Here is a 25,751-nt window from a genome sequence, read left to right as displayed (position 1 = left end):
TTTTTCTCCTTAGTTTCTTTGCATTTTTTGTTTTCGTTGGACCATGACAACCACTCGGCGATAAATATTGACTAATAAGAATAAACCAATAAAAATTAGGGTAATGCTTGCACTCGGTGGTGTTTCCAAATAATACGAGCTAGTCAACCCTGTTAGCATGCCAATCAAGCCCATAAACACACTGATGATAATCACCGTGTTGAAGCCTTTACCAATTCGCATACCTATCGCAGCTGGTAAGACCATAATTGCTGAAATTAACAAGGCTCCCGCGATCGGAATCATCACAGCAATCGCCACACCAGTAATTACATTAAAAAGCATCGACATCCAATGAATAGGTAGCCCATCAACATGAGCAGTATCTTCATCAAATGTTAAAACATACATTGGGCGTTTAAATAACATAAACAATAGAACTAAAACTACGAATAAAATTGCCAACATAACCACTTGATCCCACGTAATCGTGACGATGGAACCAAATAAATACGATTGAATACTAGCAGCTGAATTGCCTCCTGTTAAATTCATTAAAACTAACGCCAAAGCCAAACCGCCTGACATTAAAATAGCAATCGAAATTTCTGAATAGGTGCTATAAATCATTCGTAAATATTCTAGAATGATTGCAGCCACAATCACGACAATTAAGGTCATTAAATTAGGATTCCAATTAAAAAAGAAGCCTAGTGCCACACCGGCTAATGACACATGTGAAAGGGTATCTGCCATTAAAGATTGTCGGCGAATAACTAGAAAGACGCCGAGCATTGGGGCAATCACTGAGATAAACAGTGCTGCTAAAAAGGCCTTTTGCATAAATGCATAAGAAAGCATTTCTGCCATACGATTCACTCCTTACCGCTAAAATGAACACTACCATTGTAGCGACGTTTAAGCGAATTAAATTTTTTAATTCCTGCTTATTTTTTAAATTTTTCCAACATTTCTTTAAGCCGTTCCTTGGCTTTCGTTATTATCGAGCCAGATAACGTTTTATTGGAAAATTTACGTATACGATTCTTCACTCATATGGAAGCAACGCCATTTCGAATCTTCTTTGCGGACAAGACGAATTTGACGATCCACATAGGTTTTGATATCTTCATGATCATGCGTAATCATCAAAATAGCTTTTCCATGTTCATGCGCACTGTGTTGCAACAATTGATAAAATTCGTTTCGCGATTGTTCATCCATACCTGTTGTTGGCTCATCTAAAATAAATAAATCTGGATCGGTCGCAAACACTCGTGCTAAACTAATTCGTTGCTTTTGCCCGCCAGAAAGCTCGCCAATTCGTTTGTGGCGCATTTCCCACATGTCCACTGATTTCAAAGCTTTTTCCACATGAAGATGATCTTTTTTCGTCAACGGTTTGAACCAACGATTTCTGGGAAAACGACCTGAACGTACTAATTCAATGACGGTGCTAGGAAAGCCCGCATTGAAAGAAGCGACTTGTTGTGGAATGTAGCCAATGCTGATTTTTTCACCAGCACTATTTTTTTTAGCGACCGTAATTTTGCCACTTGTTGGTTTTAATAACCCTAAGGTACTTTTGATCAGCGTTGACTTGGCAGCGCCATTTTCTCCTGTTAAAATAACGAATTCCCCTGGATCAACATAATAAGAAACATCTTCTAAAACAGGTTCATCATCATAATAGAAGGTTAAATTTTCGACTTCAATATAATGCATAAGTTGGCTCCTTTCTGTTGCCAGATTAATGAATGCTTTTTTGTAAAGCAGCGAGGTTTTCTTTCATGACAGACACGTAGTTCTCGCCTGCTTCTTGTTCTTTTTGAGTTAAACTCTCTAAAGGATTCAATACGGCTAATTCGACGCCTGTCTCGTCTGCCAATGTTTTGGCTACTTTTGTAGAAGCCGATGCTTCAAAATAGATCACAGAAACATTGTTTGTTTTAATATATTTTTTTAATTCGGCTAAACGACTTGGCGAAGGTTCTTGGTCTGGAGAAATCCCAGCAATCGGTTCTTGGGTCAAGCCATATTGTTTCGCCAAATAGCCAAATGCAGCATGTTGCGTCACAAAGGTCCGATTTTTAGCGTCTGCAAATGCAGCTTGGTATTCCTTATCTAGCGCAGTCAATTTTTCCAAATAAGCAGCGGTATTTTTTTCAAATACGGCTTTTTTCTCAGGATATTTTTTGATAAGCGCATCCCGAATCGCTGTTACTTCTTTTTGCGCTAACACGGGATCTAACCAGACATGCGGATCCAGTTCGTGGGAATGGTTATGGCCTTCATGACCTTCTTCGCCAGATTCTTCCTCTTCTGTTCCTTGCATCAATTGAATGGATTGACTGGCTTCCACGATTGAAACTTTTTTCGTGTCCAAGTTTTCAATAACATTCGGAACCCAAGTTTCTAGCTCTTTACTATTATAAACAAAGACATCCGCATCAGTAATTTTCGCTAAGTCTTTTGCGCTTGGTTCATAATCGTGTGGTTCCGTTCCAGCTGGAATCAACAGCTCAACCTCTCCCTCATCACCAACGACTTGTTTTGCGAAGTCGTACATCGGATAAAAAGTAGTCATTACCGTGAGCTCTTTCTTCTCTTTTGGCGATTGTGTGGTTTGCCCACAGCTAGCTAAAAGAAAAGCACTGATTGCTAAAGTAACGCCGATTATCAAACGGCGGTAGATTTTCGTCATGTTCTGTCCTCTTTTCGATTTACCTATTATAAACCGTAATATTTACGATTTGCCAGGAATAATGTACCAAATGGATCACGGGACGTCAAGGAATAAATTTAAAAAAACAACAGAGCGTGGGACAAAAATCACTTTGGGTTTTTGCTCCACGCTCTGTTGTTTTTATTTATTTCAATGTCCGAACCAAATAAACTTCTTCGCAAAAGCCTTTAAGTCCATTATAAATCCGTTGTGCTCGTGTTTTCTTTTCACATAAAGCAAAGACTGTCGGTCCACTGCCGCTCATCAACGCTGCATCAGCGCCGTACTTCAGCATGCGATCCTTGATTTGTTGCACGATCGGATGTCTGGCAATCGTGACACTTTCCAACGCATTGCCGACCGTTTGGGTCATCCCAGTATAATCACCATTTTCAATAGCTATTCTTAGTCCAGCAATATCTGGATGGTGCAATTCATCTACCGCTAAATCATTAAAAACGGTACTAGTGGATACACTAATTCTTGGTTTAACTAACACAATCCAACATTGAGGCATGGTCGGTAATGCTTCAATTTTCTCCCCACGTCCGTTTGCAAAGGCTGTTCCGCCCCTTAAACAATAAGGAACATCCATACCAATTTGGCTGCCAATTTCACAGAGTTCGTCCATCGTCAACCCCAGATTCCACAGTTTGTTCAAGCCTCGTAATGCTGCGGCACAGTCACTGCTCCCCCCTGCTAAACCAGCTGCCACGGGGATACGTTTTTCAATATATATTTTAATTCCTTTATGAATATTATAGGTACGCTTTAATAAGTCAACTGCTTGATAGACATGATTCCGTCGATCCACGGGTAAAAAAGAGCTGTCCGTTTCAATACGAATGATGTCTTCTTCTAGATTTTCAAAAGTTAAATGATCGGCTAAATCTACACTTGCAAAAATAGATTCAACTTCATGATAGCCATCCACACGTTTATGCAGAACATCTAACCCAAGATTAATTTTCGCAGGAGCTCGTTCGATTATTTCCATCGGTTCCCTGATTCACCTTCCTTAATCTTTTGTCTACCAACATTTTAATCTTTTAGATTCTATCATATGTCCATGAAGAAGTACACCGAAGATTGCTCTTTCTCTGACAACAGATGGGTGAAATTAAAAAGAGCTTAGGAACGAAGGGCTCTTCCTTCACTCCTAAGCGGACTTTCTAAATTATACGGCTTGACCGATGAATTCGATTTCAACGGTGCGTGTTAAAACATCTGAATAGCTATAAGATACACGTTCAAATGAGTTCTCGTCTGGATCCAAGTCAACAACAAAAACAGATGGATAAGTCTCCGTTAAGATTCCTTTACGTTCTGTTTGGCGCTTTCTTCCAGTCTGAGCAACTAACATAATTTCACTGCCGATACGGCCTTCCAAATCTTTCTTAATTGACGATAACGTTGTTGGCATTGCATTCACCTCGAGAAACATTATATCACTTTTTTTAAAAAATTTCAAGTTTATCATACTAGAAGTCTGTTTGCAACTACTTTTGCTCGACAAACCGGCTGTTTTGTCGAATTTTTATTCATTTTCTAATGTATATTTCATTTTTGCTTTGGCACGATCATAGGCACTTCGGACAGCTGAAAAAGTTCCCCCACGTACTTTAGCGATTTCTTCTAACGTGTAGCCTTTTAAGTATGCGTTTAAAATTTGTTGTTCCAACGAGGAAAGACGTGTCGGAAAAGCTGCCAATTTTTCTTGAATCATTAATTGACCTAATGGGTCGGTAGCCGCTGTCCCTAAATAGTCCACTAACTCTTCACCAGCGCTTTCTAATCGTTGTTCCAGAGAAATAGACAAGGTATCTGTTCGCCGCTTATAGGCGCATTGATGGCGAATTAAGCTATGTACGTGATTTTCAAAATTTCGTTTAAAAAACTTTCCTAATGATGCTTGTTTTTCTGAATCAAATCGTTCTAACGTCCGAAAGAAGACAATTCGTCCTTCTTGAAGCCAGTCCTCAGTATCATAATCTTTTAAATAGTATTTTTTCATGCACTTATAAATCACTGGCTGATATTGCCCATATAAGGCTTGAAATTGTTCTTGGTCTCCTGCTAATGCTTGTTGAATCTGTTCTAACATAAAAAGCCCTCCTTTTCGATAAACGTATCGAATGATTTAGGAGAGCATAGCATGTTAGAAATTTATGACTTAAGCGAACATTTGTTTAATCTTTTTTTTGAGACAATTCTTCTAGCTTCTCAGAAAGTTTTGATAACTGCTCCACGTTCCATGGAGAATTTCGACGAAATTGCTGGAAATGGATATCCGTTGCATGAATGGCAATCGTCTTTTCTGTTTTCTGGACAGCTTTGTAAAGTTCATTGGCCGAAGTCCGCAATGCACCTTGTGAAAAGACCACCCATTGTTCAGCCAAATCACTCGTTGCGACTGTTACTTGCGTTAAACGATCATTTTTTTCACCAGCTAGACGTTCAATATAACTATCTGCTGTTTCATCTTCTTTGGTGAAAACCACGGTCAAAAGGTACTTTTTGTACGTTTGCTGAATACCTGGGACTAATTGGGCATCAAAGACCACAATGATTTCCAACCCTTCATATTTGGCATAATTGGACAGACGACTAAGAAGCAGTTCACGCGCATCCTCTAAACGCTCTTGCTTTTTCAACTGGACCAATTCTGGCCAAGCACCAATCATATTATAGCCATCAACGATTAACAATTGTTTTTTCATACAATCGCCTTCTTCTATAATGGGTTGCGGCCACGATAGACTTCATACATTAGCAAGCCTGCAGCCACACCAGCGTTTAAGCTTTGAACGTGTCCAGTCATTGGAATCGTTAATAATTCATCCACTTCTTTATGAAGACCTTGACTCATGCCACGACCTTCATTTCCGATGATTAAGGCAATTGCGCCTTGTGTATTCCAGCGACGATAATCCGTCCCAGACATATCTGTACCAAAAATCCAAAATTGATTCTCTTTTAGCGTTGCAATACTTTGCGCTAGATTCGTTACACGAGCCACTGGAATATGTTCCACGGCCCCTGTTGACGCTTTGGTTACGGTTGGTGTAATTCCCACTGCACGATGTTTCGGAATGATAATACCGTCCACGCCTGTCGCATCAGCTGTTCGCAAAATTGAGCCAAAGTTATGTGGGTCCTCTAGACTGTCTAAAATTAGGAAAAATGGTGTTGCTGTCTTTTCTTTTGTTTGTTCCAATAATTCTTCTAAAGTTAAATATTGATACGCCGTGATTGCTAAAACCATGCCTTGATGCACGCCGTGATCACTCATCGTATCTAACTTTGCTTTAGGCACCCATTTAACTGGAACAGCCTGTTCTTTCGCTGCTTGTTTTAATTGCTCAATTTTCTCGCCACGAGCATCTTCTTGTAAAAACAATTTATTCCCGCGTCCTTGCTGCAACGCCTCAACAGTGGCATGGAAACCAAAGACAAAGTTATCTGCTAGCTCTTCTGAGGTTCCATCAGCACCTGCTGTCGCTGGTCGTGGGTTCCGTTCTTTTGAACGCTTATCTGAACGTTCTGGACGTTTCTTACCTTTTTTAAAAGGACGAGATTTTTCATTTTTCATTGGTTTCACCTACTTTCTTGATACACCAGTTAATTAATTCTTCTAAACGTTCTTTTTGTTGTGTTAAATGTAAATAACCCATCAAGGATTCGAAACCGGTCGCTACCCGATAGGTCGTCACATCAGCATTTTTGGCAAAGGTGTGACTTTTAGCATTCCGACCGCGTTTGTACATCACTTCTTCTTCCTCCGTTAGCATTTCTCCCGCTAACATCGCTTGCATTAAGCTTGCTTGGGCTTTTGCTGACACGTAATGTGTCGCCATGCGATGCAAAACATTCGGTTTCGTTTGTCCCAAGGAAACTAAATAATCACGAATGTAAATTTCATAAATCGCATCGCCAACATAGGCCAAAGCTAAACCGTTTAATTGTTTGTAATCTCTCATTCACTTCTTCTCCATCTCGTTCCTTGCGGAGTATCTTCTAAAACAATGCCTTGTTCTTTTAATAAATCGCGGATTTCATCACTTCGGGCAAAATCACGGTCTTTCCGTGCTTGGTTCCGTTCTTCAATTAACGCATCGACTTGTGCGTCCACTAATTCTTCGTTTTTAAAGAATAAACCAAAAATAGCTAACCAGCCACTGAAAAGCTTATCCATTGCCACTAGAACTGGTTCCGAAACTGTCGCTTGTTCACTGTACTGATTCATCATCTTCGCTAATTCATAAACGACCGTAATCCCGTTAGCTGCATTGAAATCATCGTCCATTTCCGTAATAAAACGTTGTTCTAATTCGTTTAATTGAGCCAAATAGTGTTCATCCTCTGGCAAACTTGCGACCGCATCTGCTTGTCTAAAACGTAAATTTTCAAACGCATTTTTCAATTTTTGATAATTGGCTGCTGCCTCTTTTAGAGTGCTTTCGCTATAACGAATCGGGCGACGGTACTGGGTGGTGGACATAAAGAAACGTAAAATTTGCGGATCCACTTTTTGAATCATTTCATGAACAGTAATGAAGTTACCTAGGGATTTGCTCATTTTTTCATCGTCTTCACCAATTGTGACATAGCCGTTATGCATCCAGTAATTGGCAAAGGTATGGCCTGTTTTGGCTTCGCTCTGTGCAATTTCATTCTCATGATGTGGAAATTCTAAATCTTGTCCACCGCCATGAATATCAATCGTCTCTCCCAAGTGTTTTGTCGCCATGACAGAGCATTCAATATGCCAGCCGGGACGTCCTTTACCCCAAGGAGAATCCCAAGAAATTTCATCTTCTTTGGCACTTTTCCAAAGAGCAAAATCCAATGGGTCTTCTTTTAATTGTTGTTCAACGCCAGTTCGTTGACTTGCCCCCACTTCTAATTCATCAATCGATTGATGGCTTAATTTACCATAATTAGGGAATTTACGGGTGCGATAATACACATCACCTGCGACCTCATAAGCAAAACCTTTTTCAATTAAAACTTCGATGAAAGCTAAGATATCAGGCATGTGGTCCATCACCCGAGGATGTAACGTTGCTGGTTGGACATTCAATGCTTGCGTGTCTTCTTCAAAGGCTTTGATAAAACGCTCCGCCACTTCCGGCGCAGTAATTTTCAATTCTTTAGCTGCCTTGATAATTTTATCATCGACATCTGTAAAGTTCGAGACATAATTCACTTCATACCCACGATATTCAAAATAACGACGAATCGTATCAAAGGCGATCGCACTGCGCGCATTACCGATATGGATATAGTTATACACGGTTGGTCCGCAGACATACATCCGAACTTTATGCGCCTCAATTGGCGTAAATACTTCTTTTTCTCTGGTCAATGTATTATAAATTTTAATCATGCCCTTTTTCCACCTTTCTTCCATTTAGACGAACGACTTTCGCAGGAACACCCACAGCTGTGGCATCTGCTGGGATGTCTGAAATAACAACAGCACCCGCACCAATTTTTGAACGTTCACCAATCACAACTGGCCCTAAAATTTGAGCTCGTGCCGAAATCATCGCTCCTTTTTTCACTGTTGGATGGCGTTTACCCGTATCACGACCGGTCCCACCTAACGTCACTCCGTGAAACAAAACAACATCTTCTTCTATTTCCGCGGTTTCCCCAATCACAATGCCCATGCCGTGATCGATAAAAACTCCCGCTCCAATTGTGGCTCCGGGATGAATTTCTACGCCCGTTATGAAACGCCAAAATTGTGCATGAATCTTCGCCAACAAAAACAACTGATGCCTATATAAGAAATGAGACAAGCGATGCCAAAACAGGGCGTGCAAGCCAGGATACGTTAAAAGAACTTCTAGTGTGGTCCGCGCTGCAGGATCGTTTCTTTTAACAGCTGCGACGCTACGTTTCAACCAACTCATAGGGTGAACTCCTTTCTACTATACAAAAATAAAAAACGTCTTTTAAGCAACAAAAAAACGTTGCTTAAAAGACGCCCATGCGTGGTTCCACTTTTCTTCACAAGAACTAGCTCTTGCCTCGATACAGTTAACGCCTGCCGACGTCTTCGGTTACTTTTTTCACCAAAGCCACTCATAGATGCATTTCGACAAAAGATGCTCGCTGTTCTCACCACCCACAGCGTCTCTGAAATCCATCTGATTGTCTACTTCTTCTATTCTTTGTGTTTTTATAACACTTTATTTAAATGATCTAATGCTTTTTCTTTGCCTAATAACTCGATGGTTTCACCTAATTCAGGGCCATGCATTTGTCCAGAAACAGCAATTCGAATTGGCATAAACAAGTTTTTGCCTTTAACGCCGGTTTCTTTTTGGACGGCTTTAATCGCTGCTTTAATACTTGGCACATCGAAAACGTCCAAGGCTTCTAATTGTTCTTTAAACGCATGTAACACAGTTGGCACTGTTTCTCCTTGCAAGAATTCTTTCGCAGCATCATCTAAAACTGGATGTTCATTAAAGAACAAGTTTGATAGTTCCACAATTTCAGCTGCATAACTCATTTGTGGTTGATACAAGCTAACTAATTGTTTTAACCATTCGATTTTTTCAGGAGATGGATTTTCTTCAACACGACCGTCAGCGACTAAATAAGGAATACACATATCTGTTAGTTCACCTAAGTCCATTTGTTTCATGTATTGATTGTTAATCCATTCTAATTTTTTCGCATCAAAGGCCGCTGGTGACTTGCTTAAGCGTTGTTCATCAAACAATTTAATCAAGTCTTCTTGTGAGAAGATTTCTTCTTCGCCAACAGGAGACCATCCTAGTAAAGCAATAAAGTTGAACATGGCTTCTGGTAAGTAACCTAATTCACGGTATTGTTCAATAAATTGTAAAATTGTTTCATCACGTTTGCTCAATTTTTTGCCAGTTTCTGAATTAATGATTAAGGTCATATGGCCAAAGACAGGTGGTGTCCATTCAAACGCTTCGTAAATCATTAATTGTTTTGGTGTGTTCGCAATGTGATCATCGCCACGTAAAACGTGAGAAATTTTCATTAAGTGATCATCTACTGCAACGGCAAAGTTATACGTTGGCATCCCATCGCGTTTTTGGATGACAAAATCGCCACCAATGTTATCTGACTCAAAAGTAATTTCACCTTTCACGATGTCATCAAATTTGTATTCTGTATTACGTGGCACACGGAAACGAATCACTGGTTCTAGACCAGCCGCTTCTTTGGCTGCTTGTTCAGAAGGTGTTAAATTCGCACAAGTGCCTGCGTAGTGAGGCATTTCCCCACGAGCTTGTTGTGCTTCACGTTCTGCTTCTAATTCTTCTGGCGTACAATAACACTTATACGCACGATTGCTACTTAATAATTGATCAATCAATGGTTGGTAAATTTCTTTACGTTCTGATTGACGATATGGACCATATTCTCCCGGATGAGCAGGTGATTCATCCCATTCCATCCCTAACCATGCTAAGTTTTCCAACTGACTTTTCTCGCCGTCTTCGATGTTCCGTTTTTGGTCGGTATCCTCGATACGAATGATAAATTCTCCGTCATTGTGGCGGGCAAATAAGTAGTTAAATAATGCTGTTCTTGCATTCCCAATGTGCAAGTGTCCAGTTGGACTTGGTGCGTAACGCACACGAACTTTCGTCATGTTCATTCCTCTTTCCATTTTTTAAAAACAGACGGTTTAACGTCGTTTTCAGTTATTTTTCCAATAAAGCAACGGCAATTGCGCCGATTCCTTCTTTTTTACCAACAAAGCCCATCGTTTCCATGGTCGTTGCCTTAATGTTCACTTGTGTGACCGCTAAGTGGCAACTCGCGGCTAGATTCTTTTTCATCTCTGCCAAGTATGGGCTCATCTTTGGCTCTTCCGCTAAAATTGTACAATCAATATTGCCAATAGTAAAGCCCGACCGCCCAACTTTTTCATTTACTTTTGTTAATAAGTTTACAGAATTCGCATTTTTGAACTGCGGATCGGTTTCGGGAAACAGTTGCCCAATATCACCCAGACCAGCGGCACCAAGGATTGCATCAATAATTGCATGTGTTAAAACATCGGCATCTGAGTGACCTAACAGACCTTTTTCATAAGGAAGAGTAACCCCACCAATAATTAAAGGTCGTTGCGGAACTAATTGATGAACATCAAAACCTTGACCGATTCGAATCATACTAAGTCCTCACTTTGCTTAATTTTTATCGTTTTTAGGATGGTTATCCTTGCGATCATTAATCCCGCGACCCGCGTGTGCCGGTTTGGCAAAAATCATACGCCCAGCTGCGGTTTGTAAAGCACTTGTGACGACCACTTCGATTTGCTCATTCATGTAATGCTGGCCATCTTCTACCACAACCATTGTGCCATCATCTAAGTAAGCGACCCCTTGTTGACGCTCTGTTCCGGCTTTTACAACCATCACATTCATCGTTTCACCTGGAATCACCACTGGTTTCACAGCATTAGCTAAAGCATTAATGTTTAAAACAGGCACATTTTGAAATTCAGAGACTTTATTTAAGTTGTAGTCATTGGTCACAACCACGCCATCTAATAATTTTGCTAATTTGATTAATTTACTGTCTACTTCAGAGATATCCTCGAAATCTCCGTCATACATCTCAACGGAGATACCTTCTTCTTTTTGTAAAGCATTTAAAATATCTAAGCCACGACGACCTCTCACCCGTTTTAAACTGTCTCCAGAATCAGCAATGTATTGTAATTCATATAAAACAAAGTTAGGGATGAGCAAAACACCTTCTAAAAAGCCTGTTTTAGCGATATCGTAGATTCTGCCATCAATGATGACACTGGTGTCTAAAATTTTGTATTTATGGAAGTTGTCTTCCACTTTACGTTCCAACATTTGTCCTTCGGTGTCTTCCGTATTTGCTTTCTTTTGGCGAGGTGTGAAAACTTTTTTCCACTCCTCAATCCGTGTTGTTCCCATTCGGAAACCTAAGTAACCCAGAATAATCATAACTAGAATTGGTAGTAAACTATTCACGACAGGAATTTGTAAGTTGTACATTGGAATGGAGATAATGACGCCAATTGTTAAACCAATGATGGCACCAATACTTCCAAATAATAAATAGGTTAAACTCATTTCATTTAAAGCTGCTTCGATTTTTTTGACAGCGGAAACAATATACTTTGCTAACCCTAAAGATAAAATAAAGAAAATAATTGCACCAATTAATCCGTTCGTAAAGTTATTGTTTAACCAACTGTTATTGCCTTGCTTAGCCATTTCCCAAGCCATTGGGAAAAGAGAAATTCCTAAACTTGCACCAGCAATGATCATCAGCAACGTGATGATTCGTTTTTGCATATAGCCATCCTCCTCGTTTATTTAATAAAGACGTCTAGTGTTGTGGGGCGTACAAAAATCATACGCCACCAAAAACCTAAACGGATTATTTCTACTTTCATTATTTAAAAACTTTTCTTAACGTTTCACCAATTGTTGAAACGCCAATAATTTCAATACCTTCAGGCGCTTCCCAGCCACCAAGGTTATTTTTAGGGACATAGACTTTTGTAAAGCCTAGTTTTTGCGCTTCACGCACTCGTTGTTCAATACTATTCACGCGGCGAATTTCACCAGTTAAACCAATCTCACCAATGAAACATTCCGAAGATGAGGTTCCTTTTTCTTTATAGCTAGAAGCAATACTGATTGCTAACGCTAAATCAATAGCTGGTTCATTAATTTTGACTCCACCAGCCGCTTTTAGATACGCATCCTGGTTTTGTAACAAAAGGCCTGCCCGTTTTTCTAAAACCGCCATGATTAAAGAAACGCGATTAAAGTCCAACCCGGTGGTCGTTCGCTTGGCATTGCCAAACATCGTTGGGGTAACTAACGCTTGGATTTCCACCAAAATAGGGCGTGAACCTTCCATTGCTACCACAATTGAAGATCCGGTGGCTCCTTCTAAACGTTCTTCTAAAAAGACCTGAGAAGGATTCATAACTTCAACCAATCCATGTGTCTGCATTTCAAAAATACCAATCTCATTCGTTGAGCCAAACCGATTTTTGACAGCCCGTAAAATTCTAAAGGTGTGATGCTTATCTCCTTCAAAATAAAGAACCGTATCTACCATATGTTCCAACATCCGTGGCCCTGCGATAGACCCTTCCTTCGTTACGTGTCCGACAATAAAAATGGCAATCCCATTCGTTTTTGCCAGTTTCAATAATTCGGCAGTTGTTTCTCGGACTTGACTGACACTACCAGCAACGCTGGTAACATCTGGCTGCGTCATTGTTTGAATCGAGTCAATAATGACATAGTCTGGTTCTAATTTTTCAATGGCTCGTGATATTTCGTGCATATCTGTTTCTGCGTATAAGTAAAATGTCTCGTTGACGGTGCCTAGACGCTCCGCTCGTAATTTAATTTGCTCAGCACTTTCTTCACCAGAAACATATAAAACCGTGCCACCTGTGGCTGCTAATTGTTGCGATACTTGTAAGAGCAATGTTGACTTACCTATTCCGGGATCGCCACCGATTAAAACTAACGAACCTGGAACAACGCCACCACCTAAAACCCGATTCAGCTCCACTAATTCAGTTTTTACACGAGGCTCTTTTTTAGGTATGACTTCAGATAGCCGTTGTGGTTGTGTCTTTTTACCAGTCAAACTTACTCTAGCACGACGATCAGAAGTATCTTGAATAACCTCTTCCACCATCGAATTCCATTGTCCGCAATTAGGACAGCGGCCGAGATATTTTGGAGACACATACCCACAGCTTTGACATTCAAATTGAACTTTTGCTTTTTTTGCCATGTAGAATCTCCTTATCTGTTGTTTATTTTAACATTTATTAAATGGTTTGAATAACGTTGCCTACTGAAAAAATGGGCTTTATTTTTGTCCAGACGAACCAAAACCGCCCGTTCTTTCTGCCTCGACTTGGTCATCATCCGCTAATAAAAACGGCTTAAAAATCCCTTGGCCAATTCGTTCACCTTTTTCAATGACAACATCTTCATATCCAAAGTTTAAAAATTGGAACATGATATGTCCTTCGTTATTCTCGTTATTATAATAATCACTGTCAATGACTCCGACACCATTCGCTAAAAGTAGGAATCGTTTTAGCGGGTTCGAAGAACGACTTACCAATTCTAAATATTCAGAATCAGGCATATACGCCTTAATTCCTGTTTTAACTAAAATTGGTTTGGGATTTTCTCCAGCTTGTTGTAACTTCCAAAGACTTGGTACAACGACCGTTTCGGCTGCTTGAAAATCATACCCCGCGGCACCTTTTGTTGCTCGTTGTGGGACACTCAAGCCCTCTTCTTGATACTTAGAAATAATCTCAAAACCACGTTGTTTCATATTCATTCTCCCCTACTGTCTAAACTACTCCTATTTTACCATAATCTCTGATACTCTGGTTGTTTTTAGTAAGTTTCTCATTTCTAAAAGCCCAGTTAATCTAGACTACGCAAAAAAGAGGAGAATTTTTGTTTATTTTCCTTCTTTTAGTCTATCATCTTCTCTTAAAATAAACAGACCAAATCCCAAAAAGTCCCAAGATTCCCTCAAAAAGTTCACACTTTCATTAAACTTTCTTTACTATTCATTATTTAGCACTTTCTAGTAGCCGCTGATTTTGTTATAATGAGTGTCAAATTTTACTGTAAAAAGAAACGAGGCACTTATGAGAAACAAACTCCAACAGGCCAAACGAATTGTGATCAAAGTCGGAACCAGTTCTCTGATTTATCCCAATGGCAATATTAACTTAAAAGCAATTGATCAATTAGCCTTTACTTTGAGTGATTTAAGCAACCAAGGCAAAGAAATTATTTTAGTTTCTTCTGGTGCAATTGGTGTCGGACTGAATAAATTAAATCTATCTGTACGCCCAACGACAATTCCCGAACAACAGGCAGTCGCTGCAGTCGGCCAAGCAGAATTAATGAACATTTATAATCAGCGGTTTTCAACCTATAGCCAACAAATGGCACAAGTTTTATTAACTCGTGATGTTATTGAATATCCTGAAAGTCGCAATAATGTTACCAATACTTTTGAACAACTGTTAAAAATGAATATTATTCCTATCGTCAATGAAAATGATACTGTCGCAATTGAAGAATTGGATCACTTAACCAAGTTCGGGGATAACGATCAATTGTCTGCCATTGTCTGCCAAATTGTTCAAGCTGACTTGTTAGTTATGTTATCAGATATTGATGGTTTCTTTTCAGACAACCCTACTGTCAACAAAGAAGCCACGTTATTTTCTGAAATCAATGAAATTAATGAAGACTTGTTCCAATTAGCCGGTGGTAAGGGAAGCCGCTTTGGCACTGGTGGGATGTCTAGTAAATTAAAAGCTGCTGAACGTGTGTTAGCTAATCAACAGGCGATGATTTTAGCAAACGGAAAGCAGCCAAAAATCATTTTTGAAATTTTAGAAGGAAAAGATATCGGTACGTTATTTATTAAAGGAGGGCATGAAAGTGACTGATTTAAAGCAACTAGGGCAACAAGCTAAAGAAGCCTCTTATACGCTAGGCTTGATGGATACTCGTCAAAAAAATACTTTGTTAAACAAAATGGCCGCAGCCATTGAAGCCAATGCACCCCGCATTTTACAAGCAAATGCATTAGATTTAGAGCAAGCCGCTACCCACGGAATTTCTGAAACAATGCAAGACCGCTTACGTTTAACAGAAGAACGGATCACAGCGATGGCTGAGGGCATACGCCAAGTCGCTACTTTACCCGATCCAATTGGGGAAGTAGATAAAATGTGGCGCAATGAAGCGGGACTGTTAATTGGGCAACAACGCGTGCCTTTAGGTGTTATTGGAATCATTTATGAATCGCGGCCAAACGTGACAACAGATGCCGCTAGCCTTTGTTTCAAATCGGGAAATGCTGTTATTCTTCGAGGCGGAAAAGAAGCGTTTCACTCCAATCAGATATTGGTGACAATTTTACAAGAAGCGCTAATACAAGAAGCCATTTCTCCCCATCTCATTCAATTTGTTGATGATACTTCTAGAGAAACAGCCCAACAACTTATGCGCTTAAATGACTACTTGGATGTCCTCATTCCACGTGGCGGCGCCAACTTAATCAAAACTGTTTTGACAACAGCCACTGTTCCTGTTATTGAAACAGGCACAGGCAATTGTCATATTTACGTGGACAAAGACGCCCAGTTAACAATGGCAACTGAAATTATTGTCAATGCTAAATGTCAACGTCCTTCTGTCTGTAACGCCGCCGAAACGTTATTAATTCATCAAGAGGTGGCTGAATCCTTTTTACCAACAATTGAAAAAGCCTTGAAGGAGTTTCACGTGGAACTTCGGGCAGATGAACGTGCGTTAGCAATTTTTGAAGAAGCCATTCCAGCGACTGAACAAGATTGGGAAACGGAATTTCTCGACTTTATCTTAGCAGTGAAAGTCGTTGATTCTTTAGACGAAGCCATCCAGCATATTAATCGCTACAATACAAAACATTCTGAAAGTATTATTAGTGATAATTACTTTGCCACACAACAATTTTTACAACAAGTGGATGCAGCCGCTGTTTATGCGAATGCTTCAACTCGTTTCACGGACGGTTTTGAATTTGGATTTGGCGCCGAAATCGGCATTAGTACGCAAAAATTACATGCCCGTGGACCTATGGGCTTAGCAGAGCTTACTTCGACAAAATATGTTATTTATGGAAATGGGCAAGCACGTTCTTAGAAAGAAAAACCCTTGATTTAAAAATCAAGGGTTTTTCTTTCTCCTCTCCAATGTGCATTTTTACACATGAGATTGTTCACAGTTCCACAATCTATTCTTGATATTTTTTTTGAATCCTCATTATACTTTCTACATACGCTTGTTTCACTTGAACTGGCTCTAAAATTGTCACTTCTTCACCAAAGCCCATAAAATAGTTGGCTAAAAATTGTGTTTCTGTTGGATGAATCTGTCCAACTAAAAAACACTGCGTGGGCGTTTCTTCCAACTGAATATTGTCAAAGCGATGTTTATAAAAAAATTCTTTGCCTTTTTCTGTAATGATTGCTTTAAATGGAATCGTACGTGCTGTCGTTTGTTGATGGCGATACGATTCTTTCAGTTCTTCAGTCGTAAAATCCAGTGTTTGGTTTAACTGCTGAATAGCCTCCATAAAATCACAGCGGTAAGTACGCCAAGCCTTTTTAGTCACATCATAGCCTGAACAATACCAATACCCTTCTAAAATAGTTAACCGGGTTGGTAAGATTTTTTTCGTTGTTTCTTCATATCTGGTATAGTTAAACTGAATTACTTGTTGCGCCAAAATACAATGAAACAGCTGCTCTAAATTGCCTGGTGCTTCTACTTGTTCAATTCCTTCGTAATAGACGACTTTACTCATTTGACTGATTTTAAATTGGGTTGGTTCATCTAAAGAATGCAATAATTTTTGCTTAATTTGCTGATAGGAATGACCAAACGGTGACTCTGCGACTAATTTCAGTAATTGTAACGAAAAAAAGATTGCTAACACTTCATTTTCGTTAAAATAAATCGGCGGCAACAACGGTTTGTTTAAAACTCGATAGCCACCATAACGACCATTCTCCACATATAGCGGCACGCCTAAATGTTCCAAAGCTTCAATATCCCGCAAAGCTGTGCTTTTAGAAATCCCAAAAGTTTTCATTAACTGATTTAAATTAAACTGAGGATGGGTTCTCAAGAAAAAAAGTTCCTGATTTAAACGTTCTGATTTTTTCATTTTCCCCTCCATCGGTGTCACTTTTTGACACCTTTTATTGTTATGCTTATCTTATCAATCTTAGGAGGTTCAAACAATGAAAAACACACAATTTGCCCTTTTTATGGTCTTAAACGGACGAGCAACGGAAGCCTTGACGTTTTACCAAGAAGCCTTTGCTGGTGATATTCTTTTTAAAATTACTAATCAAGAATTTAAAGAGCGCTTAAATCCTTCTTTGACCATTCCCGCTGGCGAAGAACACTGGCTTTCTCACTCGATTTTACAAATGGACACTTTTCAATTACAACTAGCTGATAATCCTTTGTTTGCAGGAATGAATACCACGCCCACAGAACAATTGACCCTCAGCTTAACCGTCAATAGCCGTCACTCTGCCAAAACAATTTTTGAAAAACTCACGCGCCATCCCGAATCCTGTATTATCCAAGAACCAATTGAAAATGAATTTGCAGCATTTTATGCGATTGTGAAAGATCCTTTTGGTTTAGTCACTCAAATTACTCAAGAAAAACAAGCAGATCCTACCAAGAAAGGAAGTTAGCCGAAGAATGCGAACCTATGAATCAAAAGAAGCCTTGATTGAGGCCATTCAAATAGCTTCACAAAAATATTTAGCTGAATTTGCAGAAATTCCTGAAACACTTAAAGATCACCGAATTGAAACAGTAGCTAAAACACCTTCAGAGAACTTAGCCTATCAATTAGGCTGGCTCAACTTGCTGCTTTCTTGGGAAGAACAAGAACAACGTGGTCTGACCGTTCAAACGCCAGCTGAAGGTTATAAATGGAATCAACTGGGTGCTCTCTATCAATCATTTTATCAAACCTATGGACAAATGAGTTTAGAAAGTCAGCTGATTGCGTTGCAAGACATCTTAGAAAAATTACTTCATTGGATTGACTCGCTTTCCGAAGACGAATTATTTTTACCTCAACAACGGGCTTGGGCGACTACCAAAGCACAATGGCCTCTTTGGAAATGGATTCACATTAATAGCGTTGCCCCTTTTACTAGTTTCCGAACGCAAATTCGCAAATGGAAAAAAGCGTGTCTTTAAAAAGTTATCCACATTTTTTCAAAAAAAGCTTGACAAGCATTTTTAAATTCTCCACAGAAAACTTTGTGGATGAAATTTCTTGTTTTTTCCAAAAAACTTTTCCACAATGCTTATTTGTTCGACATTAAATCTTTGTAAATTCTAGAAAAAAGAAGATGAAAACGTTGTTTTAATAACGTTTTCATCTTCTTTCAACTTTAGGGATTCCTTTATTTTTAGCAAGCAGGCCTTCTGAACTTGCGTCTATTTTTTTTAGCAACTCGAAAACTTATCCTTGTGGATAAACGGAGATAAAAAGCTTTTTTGTGGTTTTCAACAGAGTTATGCACAAAGTTATCCACAGGGCGTTTTCAGCAATTTTTCGGAGAATATTCGTTGTTTTAATCTGGTGATTTAGCATTTGAATGTCAATCTCTTACTACTAATTCTTCTTCACTCCACCCTTAGGATCCTAATAAAATTTTAAAGTTTTTCTTCTATTGGTACATCAAATAAAGAGTATGATAAACTATAGGTACTTTCGAAAAATCAGGTGAGGTTATTTATGAAAAATAAAAGTAGGCAGTTTTTAAAAAACAACTGGCCTTATATGTTAGCCAGTTTCTTCATTCCGTTTTTAATTATGGCAATTATCTATTTGAGTATTGGGATTTATCCAGGAAGTAGTCGCAGTGTTTTAGCCAGCGATGCCTTTTCTCAATTTTCAAATTTTCACGCAAGCTTTAACAATGTTCTTCATGGAAAACAAAGTCTTTTCTATACGTGGAATGCTTCTTTGGGACTAAACTACTTGTCCTTAATTTCCTATTATCTTGGTGGCTTATTTACGCCGCTCGTCTTTTTCTTTAACAATCAAAACATGCCTGATGCGCTCTATTTCCTAACGTTGTTGAAAATTGGGAGTGCTGGCTTGAGTTTTTGGTTCTTGGCAAAACAAACCTTTAAGATTCCTAAATGGTCCCATGTGACTTTAAGTGTGTCTTATGCGCTAATGTCCTTCATTGTGGCCCATTCAGAATTAATTATGTGGCTGGATGCCTTTATTTATCTGCCACTCGTAATTTTAGGAATTCATCGTTTAATGGACCAACGAAAACCGACATTATTGTTTGTCAGTTATTTCTTGCTTTTCATTACAAATTATTATTTTGGCTTTATGATTGGGTTGTTTTCCTTCCTGTACTATTTTGCACGAACGTTTACAGACTGGCAACGATATAAATCTCGAATCGTTGCGTATTTTACTACTTCTCTTTTAGCTGGTGGAGCATCTATGATTATGGTCTTACCTGCTGTCTTAGATTTACGAACCAATGGTGAAACTCTTTCTGAAATTACAACCTTTAAAACAGAAGCGACTGCCTTTTTAGATATTATTATGAAAAATATGATTGGCGTTTACGATACAACCAAATATGGGTCCATTCCTTTTATTTACATTGGGTTGTTGCCTTTGATTTTTTGTCTCTTCTATTTCGTTACGAAAGAAATTCCATTGAAAAACAAACTACTTTTTGGCAGTTTGTTTGTCCTATTGATTGCTAGCTTTTACATCACGCCCTTAAATTTATTCTGGCACGGTATGCATGCGCCGAACATGTTTCTTTTCCGCTATAGTTTCCTCTTTTCATTCCTAGTTATTTTGCTTGCTGGTTATGGTTGGGAAAAATTTGAAAAGGATGATCTCGGCGTCTTAAGCGGCTTGATTTTGATTCTTTTAGCAATTTTTGCTCTTGCAATGGGCACAAAAGGTGCTACTAGTTATACGTATGTGACTTTAACCTCTTTCGTATTAACGGCAACTTTTTTGCTATTATACTTTTTCGGGATTGCTTTTTATCAATTGAAAAAAGCGCCTATGCAATACTTAGTGATTTTGTTATTGCTGCTCGTTTCTGGTGAAGCAATCATTAACACACGGGCGATGGTCACTGGTATTTTAGATGATTGGAACTACGCATCACGTAGTTTGTATTCTGAACCTTATCCTGACTTAAAAAATCTAGTCGATCAAACAAAAAAAGAAAATGATACTTTTTATCGCTTGGAAAATTTAAATGGTGTTTCGGCCAATGACGGCATTAACTATGGCTACAGTGGCATTAGCATGTTTTCTTCCGTACGGAACCGACATTCTTCAACATACCTAAACGCCTTAGGTTTCCGCTCGCGAGGCACGAATTTAAATATTCGTTACCAAAATAATACCTTGTTAATGGATGCTTTGATGGGCATTAAATACAATATTGCTGAAAATAATCCAATGAAATTCGGCTTTGAACGACAAGCAGCTGCTGGTAAATATCAGCTTTATCGCAACGAAAATGCTTTGCCGTTAGGATTTTTAGCAGACAAAGAGATTTACAATGTCCGGCAACCTCTCAATGATAATTTAGGTAGTCAAACAAATTTACTAAATGCTTTAGCCAATACCAATGAACGGTATTTTACCTTTTATCAACCAACGATGACGCTTCAAAATAACGTGACAATTACGCAAAATACAGCTGGCGTAACTTTTACGGAGAAACAACATAACGTAGCCAAAGAGATTTCTTATACAGTCAATGTGCCCGCCAATACGCAAGCTTATTTGAGTTTATTCCCAACGGATTTTGCTCAATTGGAAAGTTCCACTGCGACGGTCACCGTGAACGGCTCGAGTCAGCAATCACAAATTGGCATTACTGGCCAATATTATAATTTAGGCTACTATCCAAAAGATACAACCGTTAACTTCAAAGTAAGTTTTTATGGAACCAAAGCAGTAAGTTTTGTTCAGCCGCAAGTAGTTGGCTTAAATACCAATGCATTTGAAAAAGCCATTTCCGCCGTGCAAGAAAAAGGCGTTGATTTAACCACTGGCAAACGCTCTGCTTCAGGTACCTTTACCGCCGACAAAGATCAAGTACTCGTCACTACAATTCCTTATGACAAAGGTTGGCGTGTCAAAATTGATGGCAAAAAAGTTACCCCAAAAGCCTTTAAAGATGCCTTTCTAAGCGTTCCTGTCAGCGCTGGAACCCATACTATTCAGTTCTCTTATTTACCAGAAGGATTGATTCCTGGCATCGTGTTATTCGTTCTATGTACTGGTGGTTTCGTTGCCTACGTAACCTTGATTCCAGCTAGACGAAACCGTAAAAAAGAAGACAAATAAAAAATCACGCGATGGCTAAGGGAACTGACCCAATAAACTGAGACAAAATAAAAAAGCACCTCTTGTTGAATTCACGTTAAAATGAATTTAACTAGGAGGTGCTTTTTCAATGGGAAATCGAGTGCCTTATCCGATTCACATCAAAGAAATGGCTATACAGATGAAAAAAGAGAATATTCCTGTAAAATAATTATGGAAGAATTAGGAATTAAAAACAAAACACAAATTGAAGCATGGGGGCGTTGGTACCGTAATGGCGAGAATCATCGTCTGGTTCAACCCGTTGGAAAACAATATGCTTATGGAACAGGTCCAGAAAATCTATCAAATGAACAACAGCTTAGAAATGAAAATAACTATTTAAAAATACACATTGAGGTGCTTAAAAAGTACAAAGAATTGGAAAGGACGTGGAGCCAGAAATAATGGTGAAATTATCGCCTATACCATCGGTGATAAGCAAGATACGGCTTTTGTTCTGGATACACTTGATCAATTGCCCCAAACAACGGATTGTCTATTGCATAGTGATCAGGGCTCTGTTTATACTTCCTTTGACTACCAGAACCAAATAAAAACAAAAGGCATTACCATTAGTATGTCCCGCAAAGGGACACCTTCAGATAATGCCTGCATCGAATCGTTTCATGCCTCACTAAAGTCTGAAACGTTCTACTTAGATGGGCTCACAAATGAACCTACATCTATTGTAATAGAAATTGTAAAAAAATACATTAATTATTATAATGAAAGTCGAATTCAACAAAAACTAGACTACCAATCGCCGATAGACTATCGGAAATCAGCAGTCTAGGAAAATGCTTTTTTATTCCTGTCTCACAATCTTAGGTCAGTTCCTAAGTCATCGCGTGATTTTTTTAAATTTCAGTCATTGCTTCTTCCACAAGCGAAACACTTTGATGTCTCCCTTTCGTAATCAACAAAGAAAGTTGCACAAAAGCAAAGAGTACACTGGTCCGCTTAGGATAAGCAAAATAACGTGGTTGCCAACTAGTGACATATTGTTCTTTGCGCTTGCGTGTATCTTGAAACGCATAAATTTGATAACTATACTTGTAAAAAATATTAACAAAGCGTTCTTTTAAGAAAGAGTACTTGCTCTCCCCTACGTTAGCCAACGGCGCCATCCCAATATCAATTAATTGATAGCCCTGCTGTTGATAGGTTTCAATAAAATGAGTGAACAAATATTCTCTAGTAAAAGCAGGTGCTTCTGAACGAATACGTAACAAATCATACGAAATACTTTTGCCTTTTTCCATTTCTTTTCCAGTAATGAAACCGATGACCGTTTGTTTCTGTCTCACCAAGCCCACGCTACTGCATTTCAAGTACTCGGGATCCAACCGTCCACCAATAAAGTAGCGCTCTTTTTGATTCCGTGACCAGTCCGCAGAAACTCGTTCTAACTCTTGATATAAGGCATCACTAATCGTTTCAGGATAAAATTCAAACTGAAAATCCGCTGCTTCCGCTGCTATTTTTTCAGTCACTGTTTCCGTCCAGGCTGTTTGATTCACTGTTGACGGCTCATCAAATTGAATCAAGCCTTCTTCCCCAACTTTCATAAATTCAAAACCGCAATCGTGAAGATTCATAACATATTCTTCCGAAATACGATAAAAAACTAATTGATAGCCTAACAAATCGGCTTGATCCATAAACGCCAGTGTCGCCGCTGTCCATTTCTCTCGTTGCCCAATTGGATCCGCCAAGACAAAGCATTTATTAAACTTCATTTGAAACCCAAAAAGTACTTGATCTTCGCCTTCTTCTTGGTAATAAAAATGACCATAATCCTTTAAATATAAAAATTGACTGCCTTCGTTGCCACCAAATTTTTCCAAAAAGCGTGTCAACCGCGCTTCCTCAAACCCCTCACCTAAAGTAACAGTTGTTTCGGCTAAATATTGATACAAAAAGAATAAACCAATCAAGGAAATACTTAATCCAATCAATCCGTTAAACCAAACATCATCTGACGGAAACAACAAAAAGTGATTGATAACTTGATTGCCACCAGCTGGTCGTGCGGCGTAATAGCCAGCAACCGCATAACCGATAAACAAGCAGCCAAACAAAATACTATCTACCGTTAAAGCGCCCCATGAATAAACAAACTTTTCACGATAAAATTCTTTACGAGCCAAAATAACCGCCAATAAAATAACAGCATAAACAGCAATTAACTGCCACGAAGTCGTTCGTGCCACCGTATTTACAATACAAAATCCTAGTAAAATAATTGTAGGCCAATAAGCTTTTTTCACTTTCATAGAAATGCCTCGAGCTAAACCTAATAACAAGAATCCTACAAATAAATTCAATGTTTGATCTAAAAAATTAAAAGAAAAGGGAAGTAACACTTGGAATAAACGACTGACATTCGACAAATTCGTCACAGTCGACAATAGAACCATCATAATTCCTGCAAAATATAACGCCGCCACCAAAATAAAATGCGCCACTTTTTGTGAAAATAACCGAGGTAAATTATCAAAAAATTGATTGACTTTCATGCCTGCTTGTTGCAAGAACAAAATAACTCCTGTCATAAAAGGCGTCACATAATAAAACAAACGATAATACAACAACCAGACGACCGCTTGTGATCGATCAATCCCTAATTGTGATAAGCCCAAAATCATTAAGACATCAAACGTTCCCATACCACCAGGAACCATGGTTAACATACCGATTAACGTAGCGATAACAAACATTGGGTAAACAGAAACCATCGAAACTGGCACCTGCATCAAGCGACCTATCATCAAGAAAGCAAACATCCCACCTAGCCATTGACCTAATGAAGCGCCGAATAATAGGAGCACCGCTTTTGGAAAAAATGTTTTAAACAATGTTCGCCGTTTTAAATACGTGAAAAACCAGAGCGCTGGCGCAATCAGGCTGCCCAGTAATAACCAAACCCAATATTCACGAAAAACATTTTGGGTTCGAATAAAAAATAAATCAACAAACGCCACAAAAGATAAAATAGATAACCCTGAAATCAAGAACAGAGCAACTTTTGAGACCGTTGCTACAACCTTGCCCCGCGGTACATCTTTTCCGTAAAAATTAATCCGTAGCGTTGCACCAACCACGCCGCCAAAACCCGCTAAGTTATTAATGGTATTGGTGACCCAAGCCGAAGTTAACCAATCCATTCGTTTCATTGGTGGCTTACCTTCTTTTTCCAATAACTTAACGACTACATAGTCATAAAGGAGCATTGGAATAACCCCTAATAGTCCTGCCAAGACCATACCAATTAAACGCCCCGTACTTTGTTGTTCCATCGTGGAAAAAATATCCGCCCAGGTCATGCCTTGAGCGATATGTGTCACTTGGTTAGCCACGAAAACTAATACAGAACCAAGAAAAATTAGTTTCAATAATAAACTGTGTTCTTTCAACCACTGCGTTAGTTGGCTAATATTTTTTTTCATCTTATAGCCTCTTTCATATCTCTTTTCTATTCATTTAACTTTCGTTTTATCGATTTTCTTCCATGGTAGCCTATTTGCTGAAAATTTTCCAGCACGGCTAGACATTTTGGCTGAATCGTATTGTTTTATTGAAAAAAAAAGAGTGAGAAAAAAATCTAAGACGATTTTTTTCTCACTCTTTTAACTGTATTTTTTACGCCACTACTTCTGCGATAATCTCAATCTCCACCAACACATCCATCGGTAATTTAGAGATTTCAATCGTTGTGCGTGCAGGATATTCCGCACTAAAATACTCAGCATAGACTTCATTGAATGCCGTGAAATCCGCCATATTTTGTAAATAGCATGTCGTTTTGACTACATGAGCAAAATCACTACCAGCTTCTGTTAAAATCCCTTGAATATTTTTCAGTACTTGATTGGTTTGTTCTTTAATCGTTGTACCAACCACCTTGCCTGTTTCAGGATCCAGTGGAATCTGACCAGAAGTAATCAATAAACCATTCACAATTTTTGCTTGTGAATATGGCCCAATTGCTTGTGGTGCTTGCTTTGTTTTAATTGTTTTCATTTCTTTT

24 protein-coding genes, 1 pseudogene and 1 other annotated feature are annotated in these 25,751 nt (G+C 38.9%); of the genes and pseudogenes, 6 read left to right on the top strand and 19 right to left on the bottom strand.

The window, feature by feature from the left end; all coding sequences use genetic code 11:
- Positions 1-9: 9 nt before the first annotated feature.
- From IGL13_RS00260 to IGL13_RS00185, 16 genes are all read right to left on the bottom strand, one after another.
- Positions 10-849, bottom strand: coding sequence for a metal ABC transporter permease (locus IGL13_RS00260; RefSeq protein ID WP_002383493.1), 840 nt, complete (start codon positions 847-849; stop codon positions 10-12).
- A 162-nt stretch (positions 850-1,011) separates the two neighbouring features.
- Complete coding sequence (locus IGL13_RS00255) at positions 1,012-1,704, bottom strand: metal ABC transporter ATP-binding protein (RefSeq protein WP_002356064.1); 693 nt, start codon at positions 1,702-1,704, stop codon at positions 1,012-1,014.
- A gap of 25 nt (positions 1,705-1,729) precedes the next feature.
- On the bottom strand, positions 1,730-2,683 hold the full coding sequence (locus IGL13_RS00250) for a metal ABC transporter substrate-binding protein (protein ID WP_002378686.1): 954 nt from the start codon (positions 2,681-2,683) through the stop codon (positions 1,730-1,732).
- Between the two features lie 166 nt (positions 2,684-2,849).
- Complete coding sequence (gene ispE, locus IGL13_RS00245) at positions 2,850-3,701, bottom strand: 4-(cytidine 5'-diphospho)-2-C-methyl-D-erythritol kinase (RefSeq protein WP_002356061.1); 852 nt, start codon at positions 3,699-3,701, stop codon at positions 2,850-2,852.
- 180 nt (positions 3,702-3,881) lie between these two features.
- Complete coding sequence (locus IGL13_RS00240; RefSeq protein WP_002383497.1) at positions 3,882-4,184, bottom strand: Veg family protein; 303 nt, start codon at positions 4,182-4,184, stop codon at positions 3,882-3,884.
- 57 nt (positions 4,185-4,241) lie between these two features.
- Complete coding sequence (locus IGL13_RS00235; protein WP_002356059.1) at positions 4,242-4,808, bottom strand: sigma-70 family RNA polymerase sigma factor; 567 nt, start codon at positions 4,806-4,808, stop codon at positions 4,242-4,244.
- An 85-nt stretch (positions 4,809-4,893) separates the two neighbouring features.
- On the bottom strand, positions 4,894-5,424 hold the full coding sequence (locus IGL13_RS00230; protein WP_002356058.1) for an NYN domain-containing protein: 531 nt from the start codon (positions 5,422-5,424) through the stop codon (positions 4,894-4,896).
- 14 nt (positions 5,425-5,438) lie between these two features.
- Positions 5,439-6,296 carry a 23S rRNA (guanosine(2251)-2'-O)-methyltransferase RlmB gene (rlmB, locus tag IGL13_RS00225; RefSeq protein ID WP_002378685.1) on the bottom strand — a complete coding sequence of 286 codons (858 nt, stop codon included), beginning with the start codon at positions 6,294-6,296 and terminating at the stop codon, positions 5,439-5,441.
- The gene (locus IGL13_RS00220) at positions 6,286-6,684 is read right to left on the bottom strand and encodes a Mini-ribonuclease 3 (RefSeq protein WP_002356056.1); all 399 of its coding nucleotides are present in this window, start codon (positions 6,682-6,684) and stop codon (positions 6,286-6,288) included. Before IGL13_RS00220 ends, rlmB begins: the two co-directional genes overlap by 11 nt.
- Complete coding sequence (gene cysS, locus IGL13_RS00215) at positions 6,681-8,093, bottom strand: cysteine--tRNA ligase (RefSeq protein WP_002359235.1); 1,413 nt, start codon at positions 8,091-8,093, stop codon at positions 6,681-6,683. Before cysS ends, IGL13_RS00220 begins: the two co-directional genes overlap by 4 nt.
- Complete coding sequence (epsC, locus tag IGL13_RS00210) at positions 8,086-8,625, bottom strand: serine O-acetyltransferase EpsC (RefSeq protein ID WP_002356054.1); 540 nt, start codon at positions 8,623-8,625, stop codon at positions 8,086-8,088. Before epsC ends, cysS begins: the two co-directional genes overlap by 8 nt.
- Positions 8,626-8,689: 64 nt before the next feature.
- Positions 8,690-8,896, bottom strand: a binding site (T-box leader).
- A complete protein-coding gene (gene gltX, locus IGL13_RS00205) occupies positions 8,895-10,352 on the bottom strand; it encodes a glutamate--tRNA ligase (RefSeq protein WP_002381335.1) in 1,458 nt (485 codons plus the stop codon). (Overlaps the previous feature by 2 nt.)
- A gap of 52 nt (positions 10,353-10,404) precedes the next feature.
- Entirely contained in the window at positions 10,405-10,878 is a 474-nt protein-coding gene (gene ispF, locus IGL13_RS00200) for a 2-C-methyl-D-erythritol 2,4-cyclodiphosphate synthase (protein WP_002359233.1), read from the bottom strand.
- Positions 10,879-10,896: 18 nt separating this feature from the next.
- Positions 10,897-12,042, bottom strand: a complete 1,146-nt coding sequence (locus tag IGL13_RS00195; protein WP_002368622.1) for a PIN/TRAM domain-containing protein — start codon at positions 12,040-12,042, stop codon at positions 10,897-10,899.
- Between the two features lie 100 nt (positions 12,043-12,142).
- Positions 12,143-13,513, bottom strand: a complete 1,371-nt coding sequence (gene radA / locus IGL13_RS00190; protein WP_002361473.1) for a DNA repair protein RadA — start codon at positions 13,511-13,513, stop codon at positions 12,143-12,145.
- 78 nt (positions 13,514-13,591) lie between these two features.
- Positions 13,592-14,077 (bottom strand): dUTP diphosphatase, encoded by a 486-nt coding sequence (locus tag IGL13_RS00185; protein WP_002361472.1) that lies wholly within the window; start codon positions 14,075-14,077, stop codon positions 13,592-13,594.
- A gap of 319 nt (positions 14,078-14,396) precedes the next feature.
- On the opposite strand from IGL13_RS00185, the gene proB reads away from it, so the two are divergent.
- Positions 14,397-15,212, top strand: coding sequence for a glutamate 5-kinase (gene proB / locus IGL13_RS00180; RefSeq protein WP_002389550.1), 816 nt, complete (start codon positions 14,397-14,399; stop codon positions 15,210-15,212).
- Entirely contained in the window at positions 15,199-16,452 is a 1,254-nt protein-coding gene (locus tag IGL13_RS00175) for a glutamate-5-semialdehyde dehydrogenase (protein WP_016632574.1), read from the top strand. Before proB ends, IGL13_RS00175 begins: the two co-directional genes overlap by 14 nt.
- Positions 16,453-16,543: 91 nt before the next feature.
- On the opposite strand, the gene IGL13_RS00170 is transcribed toward IGL13_RS00175, so the two are convergent.
- On the bottom strand, positions 16,544-17,491 hold the full coding sequence (locus IGL13_RS00170) for a helix-turn-helix transcriptional regulator (RefSeq protein ID WP_002401638.1): 948 nt from the start codon (positions 17,489-17,491) through the stop codon (positions 16,544-16,546).
- 64 nt (positions 17,492-17,555) lie between these two features.
- Between IGL13_RS00170 and IGL13_RS00165 the strand changes: the two genes are divergently transcribed.
- From IGL13_RS00165 to IGL13_RS00150, 4 genes and pseudogenes are all read left to right on the top strand, one after another.
- The gene (locus IGL13_RS00165; protein ID WP_002378681.1) at positions 17,556-18,023 is read left to right on the top strand and encodes a VOC family protein; all 468 of its coding nucleotides are present in this window, start codon (positions 17,556-17,558) and stop codon (positions 18,021-18,023) included.
- A gap of 7 nt (positions 18,024-18,030) precedes the next feature.
- Positions 18,031-18,540 carry a ClbS/DfsB family four-helix bundle protein gene (locus tag IGL13_RS00160; protein ID WP_002378680.1) on the top strand — a complete coding sequence of 170 codons (510 nt, stop codon included), beginning with the start codon at positions 18,031-18,033 and terminating at the stop codon, positions 18,538-18,540.
- A gap of 544 nt (positions 18,541-19,084) precedes the next feature.
- Positions 19,085-21,700 (top strand): YfhO family protein, encoded by a 2,616-nt coding sequence (locus IGL13_RS00155; protein WP_002370603.1) that lies wholly within the window; start codon positions 19,085-19,087, stop codon positions 21,698-21,700.
- 109 nt (positions 21,701-21,809) lie between these two features.
- Positions 21,810-22,514, top strand: a pseudogene (locus IGL13_RS00150) (transposase).
- 64 nt (positions 22,515-22,578) lie between these two features.
- Here the strand turns inward: IGL13_RS00150 and mprF are convergent.
- Both mprF and IGL13_RS00140 read right to left on the bottom strand, forming a co-directional pair.
- Complete coding sequence (mprF, locus tag IGL13_RS00145) at positions 22,579-25,170, bottom strand: bifunctional lysylphosphatidylglycerol flippase/synthetase MprF (protein WP_002378676.1); 2,592 nt, start codon at positions 25,168-25,170, stop codon at positions 22,579-22,581.
- Between the two features lie 193 nt (positions 25,171-25,363).
- Complete coding sequence (locus IGL13_RS00140; RefSeq protein WP_002356039.1) at positions 25,364-25,744, bottom strand: RidA family protein; 381 nt, start codon at positions 25,742-25,744, stop codon at positions 25,364-25,366.
- Between the last annotated feature and the right edge of the window lie 7 nt (positions 25,745-25,751).

This window comes from Enterococcus sp. DIV1937, from assembly GCF_050535975.1.
Classification (GTDB): domain Bacteria; phylum Bacillota; class Bacilli; order Lactobacillales; family Enterococcaceae; genus Enterococcus; species Enterococcus faecalis.
This window is presented reverse-complemented; position numbering and strand designations above follow the sequence as displayed.